At 71.7% G+C, this 22,439-nt stretch carries 18 protein-coding genes; 12 read left to right on the forward strand and 6 right to left on the reverse strand.

Annotation, left to right across the window (positions count from 1 at the left end; genetic code table 11):
* Window positions 1-6: 6 nt before the first annotated feature.
* From OG729_RS33230 to fxsA, 4 genes are all read left to right on the forward strand, one after another.
* Window positions 7-447, forward strand: a complete 441-nt coding sequence (locus OG729_RS33230; RefSeq protein WP_360883610.1) for an Lrp/AsnC family transcriptional regulator — start codon at window positions 7-9, stop codon at window positions 445-447.
* A 10-nt stretch (window positions 448-457) separates the two neighbouring features.
* Window positions 458-2,098: an amidohydrolase gene (locus tag OG729_RS33235; RefSeq protein ID WP_405809608.1), complete on the forward strand. Its 1,641-nt coding sequence runs from the start codon at window positions 458-460 to the stop codon at window positions 2,096-2,098.
* Between the two features lie 526 nt (window positions 2,099-2,624).
* Window positions 2,625-3,395 (forward strand): polyprenol monophosphomannose synthase, encoded by a 771-nt coding sequence (locus OG729_RS33240; protein ID WP_360883617.1) that lies wholly within the window; start codon window positions 2,625-2,627, stop codon window positions 3,393-3,395.
* 61 nt (window positions 3,396-3,456) lie between these two features.
* A complete protein-coding gene (gene fxsA / locus OG729_RS33245; RefSeq protein WP_405809610.1) occupies window positions 3,457-4,062 on the forward strand; it encodes an FxsA family membrane protein in 606 nt (201 codons plus the stop codon).
* A 136-nt stretch (window positions 4,063-4,198) separates the two neighbouring features.
* On the opposite strand, the gene OG729_RS33250 is transcribed toward fxsA, so the two are convergent.
* The 4 genes from OG729_RS33250 to OG729_RS33265 form a co-directional block, all read right to left on the reverse strand.
* Complete coding sequence (locus OG729_RS33250; protein ID WP_003959706.1) at window positions 4,199-4,573, reverse strand: RNA polymerase-binding protein RbpA; 375 nt, start codon at window positions 4,571-4,573, stop codon at window positions 4,199-4,201.
* Window positions 4,574-4,838: 265 nt separating this feature from the next.
* A complete protein-coding gene (locus OG729_RS33255; protein ID WP_360884783.1) occupies window positions 4,839-6,185 on the reverse strand; it encodes an MFS transporter in 1,347 nt (448 codons plus the stop codon).
* Between the two features lie 42 nt (window positions 6,186-6,227).
* Window positions 6,228-6,992 (reverse strand): glycerophosphodiester phosphodiesterase, encoded by a 765-nt coding sequence (locus tag OG729_RS33260; protein ID WP_405809612.1) that lies wholly within the window; start codon window positions 6,990-6,992, stop codon window positions 6,228-6,230.
* Window positions 6,989-7,648, reverse strand: coding sequence for a YitT family protein (locus OG729_RS33265; protein ID WP_405809614.1), 660 nt, complete (start codon window positions 7,646-7,648; stop codon window positions 6,989-6,991). Before OG729_RS33265 ends, OG729_RS33260 begins: the two co-directional genes overlap by 4 nt.
* 98 nt (window positions 7,649-7,746) lie before the next feature.
* On the opposite strand from OG729_RS33265, the gene OG729_RS33270 reads away from it, so the two are divergent.
* Window positions 7,747-9,246: a PLP-dependent aminotransferase family protein gene (locus tag OG729_RS33270; RefSeq protein ID WP_360884775.1), complete on the forward strand. Its 1,500-nt coding sequence runs from the start codon at window positions 7,747-7,749 to the stop codon at window positions 9,244-9,246.
* A 70-nt stretch (window positions 9,247-9,316) separates the two neighbouring features.
* Here OG729_RS33270 and OG729_RS33275 read toward each other — a convergent pair whose 3' ends face one another.
* Together OG729_RS33275 and OG729_RS33280 are read right to left on the reverse strand one after the other, a co-directional pair.
* Window positions 9,317-10,897, reverse strand: coding sequence for a hypothetical protein (locus OG729_RS33275; protein WP_405809616.1), 1,581 nt, complete (start codon window positions 10,895-10,897; stop codon window positions 9,317-9,319).
* Between the two features lie 77 nt (window positions 10,898-10,974).
* Window positions 10,975-11,169: a hypothetical protein gene (locus tag OG729_RS33280; protein WP_360884770.1), complete on the reverse strand. Its 195-nt coding sequence runs from the start codon at window positions 11,167-11,169 to the stop codon at window positions 10,975-10,977.
* A 310-nt stretch (window positions 11,170-11,479) separates the two neighbouring features.
* Here OG729_RS33280 and OG729_RS33285 point away from each other — a divergent pair, with 310 nt between their 5' ends.
* The 7 genes from OG729_RS33285 (at window position 11,480) to OG729_RS33315 (ending at window position 22,303) form a co-directional block, all read left to right on the forward strand.
* The gene (locus OG729_RS33285) at window positions 11,480-11,872 is read left to right on the forward strand and encodes an ankyrin repeat domain-containing protein (protein ID WP_360884767.1); all 393 of its coding nucleotides are present in this window, start codon (window positions 11,480-11,482) and stop codon (window positions 11,870-11,872) included.
* Between the two features lie 245 nt (window positions 11,873-12,117).
* Entirely contained in the window at window positions 12,118-13,536 is a 1,419-nt protein-coding gene (locus tag OG729_RS33290) for a HEAT repeat domain-containing protein (RefSeq protein ID WP_405809618.1), read from the forward strand.
* A 118-nt stretch (window positions 13,537-13,654) separates the two neighbouring features.
* Window positions 13,655-14,782 (forward strand): glycosyltransferase family 4 protein, encoded by a 1,128-nt coding sequence (locus tag OG729_RS33295; protein WP_405809620.1) that lies wholly within the window; start codon window positions 13,655-13,657, stop codon window positions 14,780-14,782.
* Entirely contained in the window at window positions 14,779-15,939 is a 1,161-nt protein-coding gene (locus tag OG729_RS33300) for a glycosyltransferase (RefSeq protein ID WP_405809622.1), read from the forward strand. Before OG729_RS33295 ends, OG729_RS33300 begins: the two co-directional genes overlap by 4 nt.
* The gene (locus tag OG729_RS33305; RefSeq protein WP_405809623.1) at window positions 15,936-16,985 is read left to right on the forward strand and encodes an SGNH/GDSL hydrolase family protein; all 1,050 of its coding nucleotides are present in this window, start codon (window positions 15,936-15,938) and stop codon (window positions 16,983-16,985) included. The genes OG729_RS33300 and OG729_RS33305 overlap by 4 nt, the downstream gene beginning before the upstream one ends.
* Complete coding sequence (locus OG729_RS33310; RefSeq protein WP_405809624.1) at window positions 16,982-20,584, forward strand: hydantoinase B/oxoprolinase family protein; 3,603 nt, start codon at window positions 16,982-16,984, stop codon at window positions 20,582-20,584. Before OG729_RS33305 ends, OG729_RS33310 begins: the two co-directional genes overlap by 4 nt.
* A 183-nt stretch (window positions 20,585-20,767) precedes the next feature.
* Window positions 20,768-22,303 carry a hypothetical protein gene (locus OG729_RS33315; protein ID WP_405809626.1) on the forward strand — a complete coding sequence of 512 codons (1,536 nt, stop codon included), beginning with the start codon at window positions 20,768-20,770 and terminating at the stop codon, window positions 22,301-22,303.
* Window positions 22,304-22,439: the final 136 nt, after the last annotated feature.

Here is a 22,439-nt window from a genome sequence, read left to right on the forward strand (position 1 = left end):
ATCCGCATGGAGGAGCTGGACAGACAGATCGTGGAATTGCTCGTCAAGGACGGGCGGATGAGCTACACCGACCTGGGCAAGGCCACCGGCCTGTCCACCTCGGCGGTGCATCAGCGCGTCCGCCGCCTGGAACAGCGTGGCGTCATCCGCGGCTATGCCGCCGTCGTCGACCCCGAGGCCGTCGGGCTGCCGCTGACGGCGTTCATCTCCGTCAAACCCTTCGACCCGAGCGCGCCCGACGACATCGCAGAACGTCTCGCCGACGTACCCGAGATCGAGGCCTGCCACAGCGTCGCGGGCGACGAGAACTACATCCTCAAGGTGCGGGTCGCGACCCCGCTGGAGCTGGAGCACCTGCTCACCCACATCCGCTCGCTGTCCGGGGTCTCCACGCGCACGACGGTCGTGCTCTCCACCCCGTACGAGGCACGCCCGCCGCGAATCTAGGCTGGTCCCCATGACCGAGAGCCCCGCCCCCCAGAGTGAACACGGCACCGTGCTGCTGCGCGGTGGAGAAGTCCACAGCCCCGCCGACCCCTTCGCCACGGCGATGGTCGTCGAACGAGGACATGTCGCCTGGGTGGGCTCCGAGGGCGCCGCCGACGCCTTCGCCACCGGGGTCGACGAGGTGATCGACCTCGAAGGGGCTCTGGTCACCCCGGCGTTCACCGACGCACATGTGCACACCACGGCGACCGGCCTCGCCCTCACCGGCCTCGACCTGTCCGGCGCCCGCACCCTGGCCGACGCTCTCGCTCTCGTACGGGAGCACAGCGCCGCACACCCCGGCGACACGGTTCTCCTCGGTCACGGCTGGGACGCCTCGCGCTGGCCCGAGCAGCGCCCACCGTCCCGCGCCGAACTCGACGTGGCGAGCGGCGGCCGTCCTCTCTATCTGCCCAGGATCGACGTCCACTCGGCCGTGGTCACCACCGCCCTGCTCGACCGCGTCCCCGGCGTCACCGGGCTCGACGGCCACCACCCCGAGGCGCCGCTGACCGGCGCTGCACACCACGCCGTGCGCGCCGCCGCCCATGGCGCGATCACCCCCGCCCAGCGCGCCGCCGCCCAGCGTGCAGCCCTCCGGCGGGCCGCATCGCTCGGCATCGGCACCGTCCATGAGTGCGCGGGGCCCGACATCTGTGACGAGGACGACTTCACGTCCCTGCTGGCACTGGCCGAGGCCGAGCCGGGCCCCCGGGTCTTCGGCTACTGGGCCGAACGGGTCGCGAATGCGAAGGACGCCCAGCGCATCCGCGAACTCGGCGCGATCGGCGCCGCCGGTGATCTCTTCGTCGACGGCTCCCTCGGCTCGCACACCGCCTGCCTGCACACCCCGTACGCGGACGCGGTACACACCGGCACCGCCCACCTCGACGCGGCCGCCGTCGCCGCCCATGTCACCGCCTGCACCGAGGCCGGACTGCAGGCCGGCTTCCACGCCATCGGCGACGCGGCGCTCACCGCGGTCGTCGACGGCGTCCGGGCCGCCGCCGACGCACTCGGCCTCGCCCGCGTCCGCGCCGCCCGGCACCGCGTCGAGCACGCCGAAATGCTCACCCCCGAAACCATCGCGGCCTTCGCGGAGTTCGGCCTCACGGCCTCCGTGCAGCCCGCCTTCGACGCAGCTTGGGGCGGCGACGAGGGGATGTACGCGCAGCGCCTGGGCGTCGAGCGGGCTCGCACTCTGAACCCGTATGCCGCGCTACTGCGCGCCGGAGTTCCCCTCGCCTTCGGCTCGGACAGCCCCGTGACGCCGCTGGACCCCTGGGGCACCGTTCGAGCCGCGGCCTTCCACCGCACCCCCGAGCACCGGGTCTCCGCGCGGGCCGCCTTCACCGCCCACACGCGCGGCGGCTGGCGTGCCATCGGCCGCGACGACGCCGGCGTCCTGGTCCCGGGCGCACCTGCCGACTACGCCGTGTGGCGCACCGAGGAACTTGTCGTCCAGGCACCCGACGACCGCGTCGCCCGCTGGTCCACCGACCCGCGTTCCGGCACTCCCGGCCTGCCCGACCTCACCCCCGGCGCCGAACTGCCCGTCTGCCTGCGGACAGTGGTCTTCGGACAAACCGTCTTTGCGCGGCCGAACGAGTGACGTGCGGATATTTCGTACGGCCGATCGTTGCTCCCCACGCTCGGCCGCGACCTGCGGATCTTCCGTGCTGACCTGCTGATTTGGGCAAACCTCGCAGATCAGGCGACTGTTGACACAGAGCGCCCACCGGCCGGTAGGTTCGGCCGAGTCCACCGCAGGACGTCCGACCGGCAAACCTCCACGCAGTCGTCGAACGCCGCTGGGTCATGGGGCAGTGTGCCGCACCGGCCCACTGCCACTGGGAGCCAGGTTCAGCGCCCGCGCCTCGGGGGCCGAGGGAAGGTTTCAGCCGGTCGGCAGGTGAGACCCGGGTGGGGCCCGGCGTTCAGTAGACAACGGCTCTCGGTCGACCCGCAGCCAGCGGGCCCCAGGTCGGCCCGAAGGACGCCGGGTCCTGATCCGCGGCCCAAGGGGCCTTGCCCACACCCCGTCACCCGGCACACGACATCCCAGGTCCGTGCCGCCGTATCCCCGCACCGTGCGCTCGCTATGGTGGGGCTCTGTGCACGGACTTTAAGGGGCAGCAGTGAATGACGGCGGTCAGCGGCGGTACGGCCCGCTCGGCAGAGCCTTGGTGATCATCCCGACCTACAACGAGGCCGAGAACATCAAGCCGATCGTCTCCCGGGTGCGCGCGGCCGTGCCCGATGCGGACATTCTCGTCGCCGACGACAACAGCCCTGATGGCACTGGCAAGATCGCCGATGAGATCGCGGCCCAGGACCAGCAGGTGCACATCCTGCACCGCAAGGGCAAGGAGGGCCTGGGCGCGGCCTACCTCGCGGGCTTCGCCTGGGGGATCGAGCACGGCTACGGCGTACTCGTCGAAATGGATGCCGACGGCTCACACCAGCCGGAGGAACTGCCGCGGCTGCTGACCGCCCTCAAGGGTGCGGACCTGGTGCTCGGCTCGCGCTGGGTCCCCGGCGGCCGCGTGGTCAACTGGCCCAAGCACCGCGAGTTCCTCTCCCGCGGCGGCAGCACCTACTCCCGGCTCCTGCTCGGCGTCCCCATCCGGGACGTCACCGGCGGCTTCCGCGCCTTCCGGGCCGAGACCCTCGAAGGCCTCGGTCTTGCCGAAGTGGCCTCCCAGGGCTACTGCTTCCAGGTCGACCTCGCCCGCCGGGCCGTCGCCGCCGGATACCACGTCGTGGAAGTCCCGATCACCTTCGTCGAGCGCGAACTCGGCGACTCCAAAATGAACCGGGACATCGTCGTGGAGGCGCTGTGGCGGGTCACCGCCTGGGGAGTGGGAGACCGGGCGAATCGTCTGCTCGGGCGCAAGCAGTCTCCTTGACCGGCCCCTTACTGATCGGCCGCTTACGCCGCTCCAGCGGGCGCCCAGGCACACTGGGAGCATGACGACCGGCGCACCGACCCCGACAGCCCCGAAGCGCTCATGCGCCCGCAACCTCGTCCCGCTCGGCATAGCCGCCTGGCTGGTGCTCGAGGTCTGGCTGCTCACCCTCGTCGCGGGAGAGGCCGGCGGACTCACCGTCCTCGCCCTGCTGGTCGGCGGCGCAATCCTCGGCGCCGCCGTCATCAAGCGGGCCGGTCGCCGGGCTTTCCGCAGTCTGACCGAGACCCTGCAGCAACAGCAGGCCGGCCAGAGCCCGGCTGCCGACTCCGGCGCGGGCAAGGCAAACTCGGACAAGGGCAGCACGGGCAACGGCTTCCTGATGCTCGGCGGACTGCTCCTGATGCTGCCCGGCCTGATCTCCGACGCGGCGGGTCTGCTGCTTCTGCTGCCGCCGGTACGTGCGGCGCTCGGGCGGTACACGGAACGGTCGCTGCAGCGCCGTATGCGCGCCGCGGCGCCGGGCAGCCTGGGAGACGCCTTCCAGCAAGCCCGCATTCACCGGCCGGACGGAAAGATCGTGCAGGGTGAGGTCATCCGGCCGGACGGGACGCCTCCGCCGCGCAACTACGAGGCCGAGGGCCCCAGGCCGCCGCTGACTCCCTGAGGGGGAGCGCGGGGACTGACGGCGAGCGCACCGGGAAGCCGCACACAACAGCCGCGGGCCGTCTCACACTCGCTGTGAGACGGCCCGCGGCTGTTGTGTCGTTGTCGTATGACGCTGTACGTGCGGTGTTACGCGGTCAGGCGGACTTCCGGCTGTCGCGCGGATGCACGGCGATGTTCATGGCGCCGGAGCGCAGGACCGCCAGCCTCTCGGCCAGCACCTCCTCCAGCTCCTCGCGGGTGCGCCGCTCCATGAGCATGTCCCAGTGCGTTCGCGCCGGCTTGCCCTTCTTCTCTTCGGGGCCATCCCCGTCCACCAGGAGTGCCTGGGCGCCGCACGCCTTGCACTCCCACTCCGGCGGAATCTCCGCCTCTACCGAGAACGGCATCTCAAAACGATGTCCGTTCTGGCATGCGTACTCCACCGCCTGGCGCGGGGCCAGATCGATGCCGCGGTCCGTCTCGTAGCTGGTAACCACGAGGCGCGTACCGCGGAGAGCTCGCTCACTCATGAATCGTGCCTCCCGGGCTTGTCGCCCACAGGACAGGTGTCGCTGTCGTCGTCATCCGGTCAACGTCCGGTCGGCAGTAAAGATTCCCGTTCCGGGTCATGCGTCGCCCGTCGTGCCGCTGCTTATCCAGGGTTTGGGTACCCACCAGTGCCCGGTTTGTCACATCTGACAGAAAGTGTCACCCAGTGATTTCACTTCTTCAGCGCGCAGTAACGGTCCGCCTGGCAGGCCAAAGGCGTACACTACCGGCCTTTCACTTCAACGTCTAAATCCGCTCCGGCACCGGGTTGCCCGCGGCGGCCACCGCGCGCCTCACCGGCACCCGCGCAAGCAGCACGAATCCGAGCGCGAAGAAGACCACCAAAGAGATGATCGCATCGCGATAACTGCCGGTCAGCTGGTACGCGAGGCCGAACACCAGCGGCCCCAGCCAGCTCAGCCCGCGGTCGCTCATCTCGTACGCCGAGAAGTACTCCGCCTCCTTGCCGCGCGGCACCAAATGTGAGAACAGCGACCTCGACAGCGCCTGACTGCCGCCCAGCACCAGCCCGATCGCGCCGGCCAGCGCGAAGAACCAGACCGGCGCCCCGGCCGGCAGGAAGTATCCCGCCGCCAGGATCAGCGTCCACAGGGCGAGCGAAGCGAGGATGGTGCGCTTGGCGCCATGGGTCCTGGCCAGCCGCCCCATGCCCAGCGCGCCCACCACCGCCAGCACCTGCACCAGCAGCACCGCGGTGATCAGTGTCGTCTGATCGAGGTCCAGCTCCTCGGAGCCGTAGATCGACGCCTGTGAGATCACCGTCTGAACGCCGTCGTTGTAGATCAGATACGCCAGCAGGAACGACAGCGTCAGCGGATGCCTGCGCATGTCCCGCAGCGTGGCCAGCAGCTGTCGCCAGCCGGAGCCCACCGCGCCCTCGCCGCTCGGCGCCGTCTGCCGGTCCCGCAGACGCCGCAGCGGCACCAAGGTGAAAGCCCCCCACCACAGTCCGGCCGACGCCAGACAGATCCGTACCGCCGCCGCTTCGGAGAGCGAGAACGAATCGTGGCCCGAGTACAGGACCAGATCGAGCACCAGCACCAGCGCGCCCGATGTGTACCCGAACGCCCAGCCCCGTGAGGACACCGTGTCACGCTCGTCCGGCTCCGCGATCTGCGGCAGATACGCGTTGTAGAGCACCATCGACACCGACAGGGACGCGTTCGCGACGATCAGCAGGAACGCGCCGAGCAGATACCGGTCACCGTCCAGGAAGAACATCCCCGCCGTCGCGGTCGCTCCCACGTACGCCGCCGCAGCCAGCAGTGGCTTCTTGCGGCCCGTACGGTCCGCCGCCGCGCCCGCCAGCGGCATCACCAGCACAGCGAGCACCACCGAGATCGACACGGCGTACGCGAAGACCGAGCCCGCGCGTATGGGAATGCCCAGCGGATGCACAAAGCCCTCGGCATCCGCCGCGGCCTTCGCCACGGACGTCAGATACGGCCCCAGGAAGACCGTCAGCACACTCGTCGAATAGACCGAGCAGGCGAAGTCGTAGAAATACCAGCCGTGTTGCTCGCGCCTGCGCTCATTCGTCCCGGTCGTCCGGTCCGCGGTGTCGATCGTCACCCCGCGCCCCCTCGCTCGTCCCGTTGTGCAGACGCGCGGGGTTCAGACCCAGACTCCCCGGTCGGTCAATACCGTGGGCAACGTCTCCAGATGATCGGTCATGATGCCATCCACGCCCAGGTCCAGGAGTGCGGCCATCCGATCCGCTTCATTCACGGTCCAGACATGGACCTGCAGACCCCGCGCGTGCGCCGCGCGCACAAAGCGCCGGTCGACCACCCGGATGCCGCCCTGGGACTCCGGGACCTGTGCACAGACGGCGCCCATCCGAAGGGCCGCCGGGATGCCGTACGAGCGCAGCCGCAGGCCCACCACACCGCGTACGCCGTACGAGGTCGCAAGCCGCGGGCCCGCGAGGCGCATCGCCCGCGTCACCCTGCCCTCCGAGAACGAGCCGATGCACACCCGGTCCCAGGCGCCCGCCCGGCGGATCAGATCGACCAGCGGGACCAGCGCGGGCTCCGCCTTGATGTCCACGTTCCAGCGGGCGTCCGGGAACTCGTCGAGGAGGTCCTCGAAGAGCGCGAGCGGCTCCTTGCCCCCGACCCTGGCCTGCTGTACCTCGCTCCAGGGCAGCTCCGCGAGCTTGCCGCGCGCGTCCGTGACCCGGTCCAGTGTCGTGTCGTGGAAGGCGACCAGCTTGCCGTCCGCCGTGGTGTGCACATCGGTCTCGAAGTAGCGGTAGCCGAGACCGGCGGCCCGCCGGAAGGCGGCCGCGGTGTTCTCGATCCCGTCCGCAGCGCCGCCGCGATGGGCGAAGGCGAGCGTGGAGGGATGGTCCAGATAACGGTGGAGTACGCGGGTCACCCCCGTAGTATCGCCTGCTCAGGTGTCCCGCGGGCGACGACCGTGCTGCCGCCGTGCTGATCAGGGATGGCGAAGACGCGCAGGAACAGCTGCGCCAGCGGCCCGATGGCCAGGGCGTAGGCGACCGTTCCGACTCCCACCGAACCGCCGAGTACGAAACCGGTCGCGACCACGGCCACCTCGATCGCCGTACGGACCAGCCGGATCGAACGGCCGGTGAGCCGGTGGAGACCCGTCATCAGGCCGTCGCGCGGGCCCGGGCCGAAGCGGGCGGAGATGTACAGGCCCGTCGCCACGCCGTTGAGCACGATGCCCACGATCATCACCGGAATCTGCGCCCCGAGCCCGTGCACGTCCGGGACCAGCGCGAGCGTGCCGTCCATCGCGATGCCGATGACGAAGACATTGGAGACCGTGCCGAGCCCCGGGCGCTGTCGGATCGGGATCCACAGCAGGAGCACGAGCGCGCCGACGATGATCGACACGACGCCGATGGTCAGCCCCGTCCGCTCGGCCAGACCCTGATGCAGCACCCCCCACGGCTCAAGCCCGAGCCCGCCGCGCACAAGGAGCGCGGAGCTCACTCCGTAGAGCGCCAGACCGATGTAGAGCTGCAGCACCCTGCGGGTGAGATGCGCGGACCGAGCGGTCACCATGACGCCCCCCTCTGGTGGTAGTGGACTGACGCATGACACTCTGTGGCTATAGAACAAGCGTCAACCATGGCCAATTCGAGGAAGGTGGACTGATTTCCATGACTCAGTGGACCTCGGCGGTGGGCGCGGCCCAGCTCGCCCGGCAGCTCACCTCCCAGCAGCCGCGCCCGGCCGGGCCCGGCACCCGCAAGCCCCCCGCCTACCGTGCCCTCGCCGACGGCATCCGGCTGCTCGTCCTCGAAGGGCGAGTCCCCGTCGCCGCCCGGCTGCCGGCCGAACGCGAACTCGCGCTGTCGCTGTCCGTCAGCCGCACGACCGTCGCGGCGGCGTACGAGGCGCTGCGCGCCGAAGGCTTCCTGGAGTCCCGCAGGGGAGCGGGCAGTTGGACCGCGGTGCCGGCCGGGAACCCGCTGCCCGCTCGCGGCCTGGAACCCCTGCCGCCCGAGTCGCTCGGCTCGATGATCGATCTCGGCTGTGCGGCCCTGCCCGCGCCCGAGCCCTGGCTCACCCGGGGAGTCCAGGGCGCACTGGAGGAACTGCCGCCGTACGCCCACACGCACGGCGACTACCCGGCGGGTCTGCCCGCGCTGCGTCAGATGCTCGCCGACCGCTACACCGAGCGCGGCATCCCCACCATGCCCGAGCAGATCATGGTCACCACGGGCGCGATGGGCGCGATCGACGCCATCTGCCATCTCTTCGCGGGACGCGGCGAGCGCATCGCCGTCGAATCCCCTTCCTACGCCAACATCCTGCAGCTGATGCGTGAGGCCGGGGCCCGGCTCGTACCGGTGGCCATGGCCGAAGGACTCACCGGCTGGGACCTGCCGCGCTGGCGACAGGTGCTGCGCGACGCGGCGCCCCGGCTCGCGTATGTGGTGGCCGACTTCCACAACCCGACCGGCGCGCTGGCCGACGAGGACCAGCGCCGCCGCCTGGTCGACGCCGCGCGTTCGGCCGGCACGGTCCTCGTCGTCGACGAGACCATGTCCGAGCTCCACCTGGACGAGAACATCGAGATGCCGCGGCCCGTCTGCGCCTTCGACCCGGCGGGCAGCACGGTCCTCACGGTCGGCTCGGCCAGCAAGGCGTTCTGGGCGGGCATGCGCATCGGCTGGGTGCGTGCGGCGCCGGACGTGATCCGCTCGCTGGTCGCGGCGCGCGCGTACGCCGACCTGGGCACCCCCGTCCTGGAACAGCTCGGTGTCAACTGGCTGATGCAGACCGGCGGGTGGGAGCAGGCCGTCGCCATCCGGCGGGCCCAGGCGCGCGAGAACCGTGACGCGCTGGTCGCGGCGGTGCGCCGGGAGCTGCCCGACTGGGAGTTCGATGTGCCGAGCGGCGGGCTCACGCTCTGGGTGCGCACGGGAGGTCTCTCCGGCTCCCGGATCGCCGAAGTCGGCGAACGGGTGGGGGTGCGGGTGCCGTCGGGGCCCCGCTTCGGAGTCGACGGGGCCTTCGAGGGCTATGTACGGCTGCCGTTCACGGTCGGCGGTCCGGTCGCGGACGAGGCGGCGGCACGGCTCGCGGCGGCTGCGCGCCTTGTCGAGACGGGCGCGAGCACCGGGACGGAAGCGCCACGGACGTTCGTCGCCTGACGGGCGGCGTCAGCGCGGGTCGGGCGCGGGATTGGGTGCGCCTGCGATGCCGGTGGCCCGACCGGTGGCCTCAGCCCTCCGCGGGCACGGGGGCGGCCACGACGGCGGGCGCGGGCGCGGGCTCGGGTGCTGCCGCCTCGACCAGCTCCTGCCGTTCCGGCAGCAGCTCCAGCACCGCCTGCCGGTGCGCCTCGCTGGTGGCCTCGTCGTACGGGTCCGGCGTCGCGGGCACCTGAAGCCTGAGCACCGGACCCGTGCCGAGCCGGGCGTATCCGCGGCCCGGCGGCACGTCGGGCGTCGGCGTGGTGTGCGGCTCCCTGCCCAGTACGGACTCCACCTGCTCGAAACTGGCGGGGCCCAGCACCACGCGGGCACGCGTGTGCGTCCGTACCGTCTCCGTCAGCGACTCGACGCTGTCGAACTGCTCGGCCACGACCACCGTGACCTGCGCGGCCCTGCCGTGCTGCAGCGGCACCGGCAGCAGCTGCTGCGGATCGGCCCGACCGTCGGCCGCCGCGATATGGCCGAGGATGCTCGGCCGGTCCAGCAGGATCCACAGCGGCCGCTTGGTGTCGTCGGGCGCGGGGTGGCCGGCCTGCCTGGCACGGTTGGCGGCGATCAGCCGCCGTTCGGTTTCGTGCGCCGCCCACTCGAGGCTGGCCAGCGCCCCGGCGAGACCGCATTCGACGGCGAGTACGCCCGCGCGCCCCGTCAGGCAGGCGTACTCGCCGGTTCCGCTGCCCTCCACGATCAGCACGTCTCCGTGCTGCAGGGCCTGGAGGGCGATCGATCGAAGCAGGGTCGTGGTGCCGCTGCCGGGCTCGCCGACCGCCAGCAGATGCGGCTCGGTGGAGCGGGGCCCGGTGCGCCAGACGACAGGCGGCGCGTCGCGGGTCTCCTCGCCCTCCGACACCGGCACGGTGCGCTGCACCGCGCCGGTGTCGGTGAAGCCCAGCACGGTCTCGCCGGGGACGGTGACGAAACGCTGGGCGGCGATGGCGGTGGACAGTGCCGGCAGCACGCTCATCACGAGCTGGTTGCCCTCCTCGTCCCAGCTGAAGAGGTACTCGCGGCCGCGCCCGGACTTGGCGTGCAGCAGCTGCTCGATACGGGTGCGGGCCTCGGCCTCCCCGTCGGTGAAGTACGCGGGGTACGTCACCCGAAGCCGGGTCAGCCGACCGTTGCCGTCGAACTCGTAGTCGCTGAACGCCTTGTTCCACTCCCCGCCGTGGGCGAACAGCGGAGCCGGGTCCTCGGCGACCGAGAAGTACGGCACGAGCGCTTCGTACAGCGCCTTCAGCCGCGCGGTCTCCGCCTCGTCGGGGCCGGTCCTCGCGGGGGTGCGCACCCGGCCCGTCCAGGCCGCCGCGGCCATCACCGAGATCAGGGCGACCAGCGGCCCGTACGGGATGACCGCGACCACCAGGACGATCGACGCGACCAGGAACAGCGTGGGACCGCGCCGTTCCTTGGGCGTTGCGGTCCATTTGTGCCCGGCGATGGCGGCCAGCCGCCGCAGACCACGGGTGACCGTGATCAGCGGTTGGAGGACATCCGTGGCGCTGTCGGCGGCCGTGCGCGCGATCTCGCGGCTCCGGGCGATCTGTGCGCTGCCGCTGCGCAGAATGCGGGGGAGTGGTCGCCGGGCCACATCGGTCTCCTGAAGGTGCCGAGGGTGCTGATGGTGTTGATGGTGCTGAGGTGTTGCGCTGTCTGGGGCTGCGGGTGTCAGAACTTGATTCCGCCCAAGAGGCTGGCGAGGCTCGCGCTGCCGGCCTTGATGCTGGGGGCGATCGCGGTGCCCGAGACGAAGAAGCCGAAGAGTCCGCAGACGACTGCGTGGGACCCCTTGAGCCCGTCCTTCTTGAAGAAGAGGAAGACGACGATTCCGAGCAGGACGACGCCTGAGATGGAGAGGATCATGAGAGGTTCTCCTGGTTGAGGGGACAGTCACCATGAGTACTTCCATGCTCACAGGAAGTATCTATGTGATAAAAGGTGCAAATGGGTGAACTTCCCGGTCTTTCACTGCACTGGAGGACGGCGGGTCCCCGGCCGGGGGGCACACTGCGCGGTTGCGCGGCACAGTGCCTCCCGCCCACCGGGCTCGCGGTGATCCTTGCCGCGGCCGCGCCGCGTCATGTTGCTGCACGGGCAGTACCCTGTCGATTCACTCGTACGGCTGCTCTTGCCGTGCGCCCCAGGTCAACGCAGTGAAAGGCGGTCCCTCCGAATGAGCGAAGCCCCGGATCCCGAGGTGATCGAACTCGCGACCAAGGTCTTCGACCTGGCGCGGCAGGGAGAGACCGAGGCGCTCGCCGCGTACATCGACGCCGGTGTTCCCGCGAACCTCACCAACGACCGCGGCGACACCCTCGTCATGCTCGCCGCCTACCACGGGCACGCCCCGGCCGTGGAGGCGCTGCTCGCCCGCGGTGCGGAGCCGGACCGGGCCAACGACCGCGGCCAGACGCCGCTCGCCGGCGCCGTCTTCAAGGGCGAGGACGCCGTCATCCGTGCACTGCTGGCCGGCGGAGCCGACCCGGAAGCGGGCACGCCGTCCGCGATGGATACGGCGCGGATGTTTGGGAAGACAGAGCTCTTGGAGCTGTTCGGCGGCCATTGAGCGGTCGCTGAGAGGCCGTTGGGAAGGGCGCCGTAAATGTGGTCGCGGTGGCGAAATGGGTGGGTCATCATGACGTCGAGCCCTATCCCGGACTTCATCCGGGAGTTCCCCTGGGGCCACCGACGAGAGGCAGAGGAAGATGGTCTACACCAAGCGGAAGACGACGGGCGGCCCTACATGTTGCTGCGCGGCCTAGGCATCTCCACTCCCCGGTTGCGTCGACAGCTTGATGTGAGGCTTTCCCCATGTTCGATCCAGTCATAGCGCCGAGCGGCACGCTGCTCGGCCTGCTGCAAAGGGGCCGCGGTGACGGCACGCTGCACGCGCTCGCCGCGCCCCGCGCCGAAGCGCTCGCCGCCCTCAATCACTGCGTACTGAACGACCCCCGCCACGACTGGCAGGTCGAGAACCGCTCCCTGTACTACGCACGCCTCTACCTGGATCTCCACGGCGGTCTCGAGGAGATCGAGCGGCACCTCTGCGACACCGACGACTGTCTCGACACCGACGAGGCCAGGACCGGTCTCTCGCTCGCGGTGCTCGGGCACCTCGCCTCCTACGGCAGGCAGGACGCCCTCGCACTGCTGCGGCGGTACGCCGCGAGCGGCGCCAACTGGGCCTGGGCCCTCGACGAGCTCGCCCTGCGCGACGACGACAGCGGCCTGCGGGCGCTGGCCGCGCCGGTCCTCGCCCGTTTCCCGGCCACCCCGGAGGGTGACGCCGAACTGGCCGTCGCCGTCCGCGATGCCTTCGAACCGCGGCCGTGGCGGCTGTGGGCGGAGGACCAGCGGGACGCGATCGGCGCCCGGGTGCGGGCGGCCCGGGAGGCAGGCTCCTTCGACCGCTGGCAGCGCCAGATGCGACCCACCGGGCCCCGTCCCGGCTGGAGCGTCCAGGCCGTCTTCGACTGGGCCGACCAGGGCATGGAGCGCGGCAGCGCCCTCCATGTGCCCGCGGCCCGCTGCCTGTCCGCGGTCGCCGGACCCGAGGACCGGCCCGCCATAGTCGAGACCGCACGCGAGGGCTCCGACGGCGCGCGCTGCGCCGCGCTGCACTATCTCGCCGAGTCACGTGACCCCGTCGTCCTCGATCTGATCGAGGCCGCCGCGGCCGACGCCTCTCGGGCAGTCGCCGACGCCGCTGTCTCCGCCTTCGAGCGGATGTGCGGCGACGAGGCCGTCGACCGGGCCCGCGGCTGGGTCCACCGGCCCGATGCGCTCGGGGCTTCGGCGGCGGGTGTGCTCGCCTGCCGGGGCACCGCAGAGGACGCCAAGCTGGTCCTCGGCGCGCTGCGCGAGACCGTACGGGCAGACGGCCCCGACGCGCCGCTGCTGTGGAGGCTCGTCGACGGGGCCGGACGGCTCGGCATCGGCTGCGCCGCACCCGTACTGCGCCATGTGTACCGGGAGACCACGTCCTCGCAGCTGCGCGGGCGCGCGGCCCAGGCGTTGGCGGCCACCGACGCCTCCTTCGCCACCGGATTCGCCGTCGAATGCCTGTGGGACTGCGAGGAGACCACCAGAGAGGTCGCCGCGCTGCACGCCGAGACCGGCGATGTGCGCGTCGCCGAGCGGCTGCGCCGACTGGCCGCGGATCCCGCCGAGGAGGCCGAGGTGCAGACCGCGGTACGGAGCAGAATCGGGCCGGACATGCCCGCGGTATGACATTTCGGACGTTGTGCAGGGGTGTCACGGGGGCCCCGCCACAAACGCTCATGGGACGTTCCACCAGCGGAAAGATCCACGTTGGCGCAGCCACCCCGGACCAGACGACAACACGGGTATGCGAGTCGTCATCGTCACCGAATCCTTCCCGCCCGACGTCAATGGTGTGGCGCACTGCGCCCTGCAGACCGCCCGGCATCTCGCCGCGCGCGGTCATGACCCGCTCGTCATAGCCCCGGCGGTCGCCGGGGCCGCGGACGGCTCCGACCAGAGCGCGCCCTGCCCCGTGGTGCGCGTACCCTCCCTGCCGCTGCCCGGATATCCCCAGGTACGGGTGGCTCTCCCCAGCCGACGGGTGGCTGCCGCGATCGCCGCGCACCGGGCCGAGCTGGTGCACCTTGCCAGCCCGTTCGTGCTCGGTGTGCGCGGCATGGCCGCCGCGGCCAAGCTCGGTCTGCCGGCCCTCGCCGTCTACCAGACCGACCTGGCCGGATACGCCCGTACGTACGTCGGCGCGGGCGAAAACGCCGCCTGGCGGCGCATCCGCGCGGTGCACAGCGCCGCGGACCGTACGCTCGCGCCCTCCAGCGCTGCCCTGCGCGATCTGGAGGAGCACGGGGTCGAACGGGTGCGGCTGTGGCCGCGCGGCGTGGACACCGCACGCTTCAGGCCCGAACTGCGGGACGAGGAACTGCGGCGTCAGCTCGCCCCCGACGGCGAGCTGATCGTCGGCTATGTGGGCCGGCTCGCCCCCGAGAAGCATGTGGAACTGCTCGCCGAAGCGTGCGCCACGCCCGGTGTACGGGTCGTGGTCGTCGGCGACGGGCCCAGCGAGACCTCGCTGCGCACCGCGCTGCCCGGGGCTGTCTTCCTCGGCCGCCGGACCGGCGACGACCTCGCCCGGATCTTCGCCTCGCTGGACGTTTTCGCCCATACCGGTCCGTACGAGACGTTCTGCCAGACCGTGCAGGAAGCCATGGCCAGCGGGGTGCCGGTCATCGCGCCCGCTGCGGGCGGGCCGCTCGACCTGGTCGACCACGGGCGTACCGGGCTGCTGGTCGAGCCGCTGTGCGCCGACGCGGTGCGGACGGGCCTTGCCACGCTGGCGGCCGACCCGGAGCTGCGGGCCGCGTACGGCCGGGCAGGCCGGGCCGCGGTCGAGGGCCGGACCTGGGCGGTGATCGGGGATCTGCTCCTCGACCACTACGCCGAGGTGCTCGGTGCGCGTACGGCGGTGGCGGCATGAGCGCGCTGCGGATCGTACGTCTTGCCAACTTCGTCACCCCGGCCTCCGGTGGCCTGCGCACGGCGCTGCGCGAGTTGGGCAAGGGGTATCTGGCCGCGGGTCACGAGCCCGTGCTGATCGTGCCGGGCGATGTGGAGAGCGACCGGTTCACGCCGCAGGGGCGGGTGATCACCCTGCCGGGACCCGAGCTGCCCGGCACGGGCGGCTACCGCGTGCTGGCCGCCCGGCGGCGGCTGCGGGACGTCCTGGAGATCCTCGAGCCCGACCGGCTGGAGGTCTCCGACCGCACCACGCTGCGGTGGACCGGCGAATGGGCGCGGCGCCGGAGGATCCCGTCGGTGATGGTCTCGCACGAGACGGCGGACGGGGTGCTGCGCACGTGGGGTCTGTCCGAGTCGCTCGCGGGCCGGACCGCGGACCGGCTCAACCGCCGTACGGCGTGGGCGTACTCGAGGATCGTCTGCACGACGGAGTGGGCGGAGCGGGAGTTCGTACGCATCGGGGCGCGCAATGTGGTGCGCGCGCCGCTCGGCGTCGATCTGCGCCGGTGCTGGCCGGGGCGCCGCAGCACGGTCCTGCGCGCGAAGTACGCCGCCGGGGCGGAAGTCTTGCTGCTGCTCTGCTCCCGCCTGTCGGTGGAGAAGCGCCCTGGCATGGCCCTGGACGCGCTCGCCGAGCTGCGCGGGCGCGGCGTGCGGGCGTCCCTGGTGGTCGCGGGCGACGGCCCGCTGCGGATCGCGCTGACCCGCAGGGCCCGCGCGGAAGGGCTGCCCGCGGTCTTCCTCGGCTATGTCGGCGACCGCGAAGCGGTGGCCGACCTTCAGGCATCGGCCGACCTGTGCCTGGCACCGGGGCCCGCGGAGACCTTCGGCCTCTCGGCCCTGGAGGCGCTGGCCTGCGGCACCCCGGTCGTCGCAAGCGCGTCGTCGGCACTTCCCGAGGTGGTGGGCGACGCGGGAGCGGCCGCCGTGGACACGCCGGAGGACTTCGCCGACGCGGTGGAGAAGCTGCTCGCCCGCCCGGAGCCCGACCGCCGCGAGGCGGCAAGGGCGCGGGCCGAACTCTTCGACTGGCAGCGATCCGTGGACGCGTTCCTGTCCGCCCACGACGCCCCGCCGTTGCGCGCACGGACCCGGGGAGAGGGGATACGGGCGTGACGACCGGGACTGCGCCGGTGGACGAGCCGGGCGACGCGGAGCTCGACGCGCGGGCGACTCCTGGCGGTACGGGGGTGGTCCCCGAAGGGGGACCACCGTCCCTCGGCGTGGGAGCGGCCCTCGCCGAGGCGTGCGAGGCGGCGAGGTTCGCCGTCCGTGACGGTGATGCGGGTTCGTGGGGCCCCTCCCGCGCGCCCCGCTTCGTCGCGCTCGGGGACTCCCTCACCGAAGGCGTCGGCGATCGTGTCGGGGACGGGTGGCGCGGGTGGGCCTCATTGCTCGCAGGGGGGATCGGGGGTGACGACGCGCCCGCCGAGTTCCTCAAGCTTGCGGTCAGCGGTGCCCTCACCGAGGACGTCGCCGAGCGGCAGCTGCCCGAGGCGCTGGCCTTCGAACCCGACATCGCCTCCGTACTCGTCGGGGTCAACGACACCCTGCGCTGCACCTTCGACATCGAGGCCCTCACCCGGCGGCTCGACAGCGTCTGCGCACAGCTCACGGCCCGCGGCACCGTACTGCTGACCGCCTGTCTGCCCGACCCCGGCGGCATGCTCGGGCTGCCCCTGCCGCTGGCCCGGCCCCTCGCCAGGCGGCAGCGGGCCGTCAACGCCGTCGTACACGCCCTGTCCGCCCGCTACGACGCCGTCCATCTGCATGCCGCGGACGCCGCCTGGGTCGCCGACCGGGCCATGTGGAGCGCCGACCGGCTGCACCCGGGTGAGCGGGGGCACCGGATGATCGCCCGGCGCTTCCACGAGCTGCTGGTCGAGCGTGGCCTCGCCCACGGGACCGCGCCCGGGTGCGAGCCCGAGCAGCCCGCGCCGACCCGCTCCGCGTCCCTGCTGTGGCTCGCCACGGCGGGCACCGGCTGGGTGGCGCGCCGCTGCACCGACCTGCTGCCGCAGTTGCTGCAGTTGGCGGGCGCCGAGGTGCGCCACTGGGCGCGCGGCACCAGCGCCCGGCTCGACCGCAGCGCCGAACACGCGCTTTCGGCCGCGCTCGCTGCGGTGTCCCTGGACGCTTCCCTTGCCAGAATGGGGGAATGAGCGGGCGCTGGGAGTTCTGGATCGACCGTGGCGGCACCTTCACCGACATCGTGGGCAAACGCCCCGACGGACGGCTCGTGAGCCGGAAACTGCTCTCGCACAATCCCGAGCGGTACCGGGACGCGGCCGTCGCCGGGATCCGGCTGCTGCTCGGCGTCGGCCCGGACGAGCCCATCCCGGCCGACCGGGTCGACAGCGTGAAGATGGGCACGACCGTCGCCACCAACGCGCTGCTGGAGCGCCGTGGTGAGCCGACCGTCCTCGTCATCACCGAGGGCTTCCGGGACGCCCTGCGCATCGCCTACCAGAACCGGCCCCGGCTCTTCGACCGCCGGATCGTGCTGCCCGAGGCGGTGTACGAGCGTGTCATCGAGGTCCCCGAACGCCTCGACGCGCACGGCGAGACCGTCCGGCCGCTCGATCTGGCAGCCGTCACCGAGCAGTTGAAGGCCGCCCGCGCCGACGGCTTCCTCAGCGCCGCCGTCGTACTGCTGCACGGCTACCGCCACCCCGCCCACGAGAGCCGGATCGCCGAAGTCGCCGGTGACCTCGGCTTCACCCAGGTCAGCTGCTCCCACGAGGTCAGCCCGCTGATCAAACTCGTACCCCGCGGCGACACGACCGTCGTGGACGCCTATCTGTCACCGATCCTGCGGCGGTACGTCGAAGAGGTCGCCGCCGAACTCGAGGGCATCCGCCTGATGTTCATGCAGTCCAACGGCGGTCTGCGCGAAGCCGCCCACTTCCGCGGGAAGGACGCCGTGCTGTCGGGACCCGCCGGCGGCGTCGTCGGCATGGCCCGTACCTCCGAGCAGGCCGGCTTCGGCCGGGTCATCGGCTTCGACATGGGCGGCACCTCCACCGATGTGTCGCACTACGCGGGCGAGTTCGAGCGCGAGCTGGGCACCCAGGTCGCCGGCGTCCGCATGCGCGCGCCCATGATGAACATCCACACCGTCGCGGCGGGTGGCGGCTCCGTGCTCCACTTCGACGGCCGCCGCTACCGTGTCGGCCCCGACTCCGCGGGCGCCGTGCCCGGACCCGCCTGCTACCGCCGCGGCGGCCCCCTCACCGTCACTGACGCCAATGTGATGCTCGGCCGCATCCAGCCCGACCACTTCCCCGCCGTCTTCGGACCCGACGGCGATCAGCCCCTGGACGGCGAAATCGTCCACGAGCGCTTCGTCGCGCTCGCCGAGGAGGTGCGCAGGGAGAGCGGCACGCAGCGCACCCCCGAGGAAGTCGCCGCCGGTTTCCTGGAGATCGCCGTCCTCAACATGGCGAACGCGGTCAAGAAGATCTCCGTGCAGCGCGGCCACGACATCACCCGCTACGCCCTCACCTCCTTCGGCGGCGCGGGTGGCCAGCACGCTTGCGCGGTCGCCGACGCCCTGGGCGTCAACACCGTGCTCGTGCCGCCGCTGGCCGGAGTGCTCTCCGCGTACGGCATCGGTCTCGCGGACGCGACCGCCATGCGCGAGCAGTCCGTGGAGGCGGAGCTGGACGAGAAAGCGGTCACGCGCGTGCGCACACTCTGCGCGGAGCTCGCCGGCCGCACCCGCGCCGAACTGCGCGCCGACAACATCCCGGACGACGCGATCAGCACGCACGCGCGCGTGCTGATCCGTTACGCGGGAACGGACGCGAGCCTGCCCGTGCAGCTGGACACCGTCACCGCCATGAAGGAGGAATTCGAGACGACCCACCGCGCGCGTTACGCGTTCGCCATGGACAAGCCCCTTGTCATCGAGGCCGTCTCGGTCGAAGCCGTCGGCACGGCGGGTGAGGTCGGCGCGTACGTCGTCGACGAGATCGAGAGGGAGGGCGAGTTCGCTCCGCGCGCCATGGTGCGGATGTTCGTGGCCGGCGAGCGGCGCGAGACGCCCCTGTACCGGCGGCGGGATCTGCGCCCCGGCGACGGCGTCGAAGGGCCTGCGATCATCGCCGAAGCCGATGCCACCACCGTCGTCGACCCCGGCTGGCGCGCCGCCGCCGACGAGAACGGGCAGCTGCTGCTGACGCGGGTACGCCCACGCCCCGGGAGGACGGCCGTCGGCACCGATGTCGACCCGGTCCTCCTGGAGGTCTTCACCAACCTCTTCATGGCCATCGCCGAGCAGATGGGCGTACGGCTGGCGAACACCGCTCACTCCGTGAACATCAAGGAACGGCTCGACTTCTCCTGTGCCCTGTTCGACGAACACGGCAACCTGATCGCCAACGCGCCCCATATCCCCGTACATCTCGGCTCGATGGGCGAGTCCATCAAGGAGGTGCTGCGGCGCAACAAGGACGGGGGCGCCATGCGACCGGGCGATGTGTACGCGATCAACGATCCTTACCACGGCGGCACGCATCTGCCCGATGTGACCGTCGTGACGCCCGTGTTCGAGGGGGACGAGCTGCGCTTTCTGGTGGCCTCGCGCGGGCACCACGCCGAGATCGGCGGCATCACCCCCGGCTCCATGCCCGCCTTCAGCAGAACCATCGACGAAGAGGGCGTGCTCTTCGACAACTGGCTGCTCGTGCGGGACGGGCGGCTGCGCGAGGCCGAGACGCGGGAACTGCTGACCACCGCCGTCCATCCGTCCCGCGCGCCCGACACCAACCTCGCCGACCTGCGCGCCCAGATCGCCGCCAACGAGAAGGGCATCGCCGAACTGCGCCGCATGGTCGACGAGTTCGGGCTCGACGTGGTCAAGGCGTATATGCGGCATGTGCGGGACAACGCCGAGGAGTCGGTGCGCCGGATCGTCGCCGATCTCAACGACGGCGAGTACCGCTACGAGACCGACAACGGCGCCGTCATCCAGGTTGCCCTGCGCGTGGACCGCGAGGCGCGCAGCGCCGTCATCGACTTCACCGGCACATCGCCGCAGCAGCCGGGGAACTTCAACGCCCCCACGTCCGTCGTCATGGCGGCGGTGCTGTACGTGTTCCGCACGCTGGTGAGCGACGACATCCCCCTCAACAGCGGCAGCCTGGAGCCGCTGGAGGTACGCGTGCCGGACGGCTCGATGCTCGCGCCCGCCTACCCCGCGGCAACCGTCGCCGGCAATGTGGAGACCTCGCAGGCAGTCACCGGCGCGCTGTACGCCGCGCTCGGCGTCCAGGCCGAGGGCTCGGGCACGATGAACAATCTGACCTTCGGCAATGACCGGGTGCAGTACTACGAGACGGTGGCCAGCGGCTCCGGCGCGGGCGACGGCTTCGACGGCGCGGACGCCGTGCAGACCCATATGACCAACTCGCGCCTGACCGACCCCGAAGTGCTGGAGTGGCGCTATCCGGTGCGCGTGGACGCCTTCGCGGTACGGGACGGCAGCGGCGGCCGGGGGCGCTGGAGCGGCGGCTGCGGAGTGGTCCGCAGAATCCGCTTCCTGGAACCGATGACGGTGGCGCTGCTCACCGGGCACCGCCGCGTCCCGCCGTACGGCATGGCGGGCGGCGAAACGGGCGCGCTCGGCCACAACCTCGTGGAGCGGGCCGACGGGAGTGTGACGCAGCTGCACGGCGTGGACTCGGTGGACGTCGGGCCCGGGGATGTGCTGGTGATGAAGACCCCGGGCGGCGGGGGATACGGCACTTCGGAGCCGTAGTCGGCAGACCCGGCGGGCACGGCCATGCGCCGGGGGCAGGCCGGCGTGGCGGGCTCGACGCGGGCGGGGAGGCCCCGCACGGGTGGGGCGACCGTGCCCGGGGCCGATGGAACGCACCGTAGCCGCGCGGTCGCTTCTGCGCCGTTTCGACCGTTGTCAGTGGGAGGACCTAATCTGTGCAGCGTGACTTCGCCTGTCTCGACTGCCCCGACGGAATTCGTTCCGCACCAGCTCAGCGCGGGGCCGCGGCCCGCGCAGGGCCCGGCCGCCGACGAAGGGCTCGCGCGGCGGCTGCGCGCGCTCGCGTGCACCGCCCCGCTGCACGACCTCGACACCCGCAAGGCGAATCTCGCGGGTCAGTACACGGTGTACGCGATGGCGGAGGTCGCCCTCGCGGCCATCGACCTCGTCACGCTCAACATGGACTTCGACACCGGTGCCGACCACGACCAGATAGTGGCGAGGCTGCTTCCTCGGGTTGCCGCCCAGGCCCCGCAGCGCCCGGTCGCCGAGCATGAGCGGGTCGCCCGCTGGGTCCTGGAGAACCTGATCAATGTGGGCAGCGTGGACCGCGGCTTCCGCGCGGTGTACGGCACGTTCGGACCCGACGGCGTCTACACCCGTCGTGACTACGACTTCAAGCTGATCGAGGAAGTGCCGGGATACGGCGGAAGCGTCTATCTGCGTACGACGGACGAAGCGGTCAACGTCCTGGTGGGCGCGCTCGACACGGACGTCACCAGCGCACAGATCGCGGCCGAGGTGAAGCTTGAGGTCCTGATCAACCGGGGCCGGCTGGCCGATGCGCAGCTCGCGGCCGAACAGGCCAGGTACCGCACCGTGCAGTACGCGGAGACGCTGCGCAGGACGCTGGAGGCGACCCGGCGCAATGTCCGGGCCGTCGACTGGCTCAACGCGGTGCCCGACATGATCGCCGAGGCGCTCGACCATGTGGCCGACCGCTACCGCCATGAGAACGCGATCCTGACGAACATCCGCAAGGCACGCGACGAAGCGGAGGACCCCGAGCACAAGCGGCGCGCGGCCGAGCTCGTCGACATAGTCAAGGACTGCATCCGCCGCCACACACAGCTGCAGTCCCGCCTGCTCGAGGCAGGCCCGCTCTTCCGCGCCGAACAGGACCGCCAGGCCTTTGCCGGACCTTCGGCGCGGACCGGGCTCGATCTGTACGGGCAGCTGGTCGCCCCGCTCCTGCCGCTTGCCGTGGAGGGCGCGATCCGTGTCACGGACGCGTTCTTCGCCCGCGGCACCGGCCTGCGCACGCCCGCGTCGGTACGGGTCGGGGACCTGGTCGAGATGCTGCTGACCCCGCCGGTGGAGCGCGAGCATCTGGGCGCGGAGATGCCCGAGCCCGATCTGATCGCCACGCCCGACGACAGCCGCTTCAGCGAGGAGCAGCTGGCGAGCGCGATGGAACTGCTCGACCTGGAACATGACGCGCCGCGCCGCCTCTCGGGCCTGCTGGCCGAGGCCCGCCGCCGCGACCCCGAACTGCCGTACCTGGTCGCCCTGCTGGCGATCCACGCCGCAAGCCCCCCGGTCGGCACGGCCTACCGCCAGGGCGAGGAGCGCCTCCTGTTCGCCGTCGACGACGGCACCGAACTGCACGACCCGGAATTCGGCGGCGCGGACCTGATCGTGGGCACGGCGCTGCTGGACGCGGCGGGCATGGCGGCGGCACGCACGGAGGCGGCGTGACCATCACGCCGGGGCTCCGCCCCCGGACCCCGCTCGGGGGCGGAGTCCCCTGCCCCGCCCCCTGCGCCCTGCGGGCGTGGGGGGACCCCCAGCTCCTCAATCGCCGGAGGTCCTTGATTGTGCGGGCAGGCCGCAT

Origin of the sequence: Streptomyces sp. NBC_00210 (assembly GCF_045160975.1) — a bacterium.
Lineage (GTDB): Bacteria > Actinomycetota > Actinomycetes > Streptomycetales > Streptomycetaceae > Streptomyces.

Coding starts and splice junctions, on each gene's coding strand:
- OG729_RS33270 (WP_360884775.1), top strand. CDS start 7,747: ATGACTCAGTGGACCTCGGCGGTGGGCGCGGCCCAGCTCGCCCGGCAG.
- OG729_RS33280 (WP_360884770.1), bottom strand. CDS start 11,169: ATGATCCTCTCCATCTCAGGCGTCGTCCTGCTCGGAATCGTCGTCTTC.
- OG729_RS33285 (WP_360884767.1), top strand. CDS start 11,480: ATGAGCGAAGCCCCGGATCCCGAGGTGATCGAACTCGCGACCAAGGTC.
- OG729_RS33230 (WP_360883610.1), top strand. CDS start 7: ATGGAGGAGCTGGACAGACAGATCGTGGAATTGCTCGTCAAGGACGGG.
- OG729_RS33250 (WP_003959706.1), bottom strand. CDS start 4,573: ATGAGTGAGCGAGCTCTCCGCGGTACGCGCCTCGTGGTTACCAGCTAC.
- OG729_RS33300 (WP_405809622.1), top strand. CDS start 14,779: ATGAGCGCGCTGCGGATCGTACGTCTTGCCAACTTCGTCACCCCGGCC.
- fxsA (WP_405809610.1), top strand. CDS start 3,457: ATGACGACCGGCGCACCGACCCCGACAGCCCCGAAGCGCTCATGCGCC.
- OG729_RS33310 (WP_405809624.1), top strand. CDS start 16,982: ATGAGCGGGCGCTGGGAGTTCTGGATCGACCGTGGCGGCACCTTCACC.
- OG729_RS33290 (WP_405809618.1), top strand. CDS start 12,118: ATGTTCGATCCAGTCATAGCGCCGAGCGGCACGCTGCTCGGCCTGCTG.
- OG729_RS33295 (WP_405809620.1), top strand. CDS start 13,655: ATGCGAGTCGTCATCGTCACCGAATCCTTCCCGCCCGACGTCAATGGT.
- OG729_RS33235 (WP_405809608.1), top strand. CDS start 458: ATGACCGAGAGCCCCGCCCCCCAGAGTGAACACGGCACCGTGCTGCTG.
- OG729_RS33265 (WP_405809614.1), bottom strand. CDS start 7,648: ATGGTGACCGCTCGGTCCGCGCATCTCACCCGCAGGGTGCTGCAGCTC.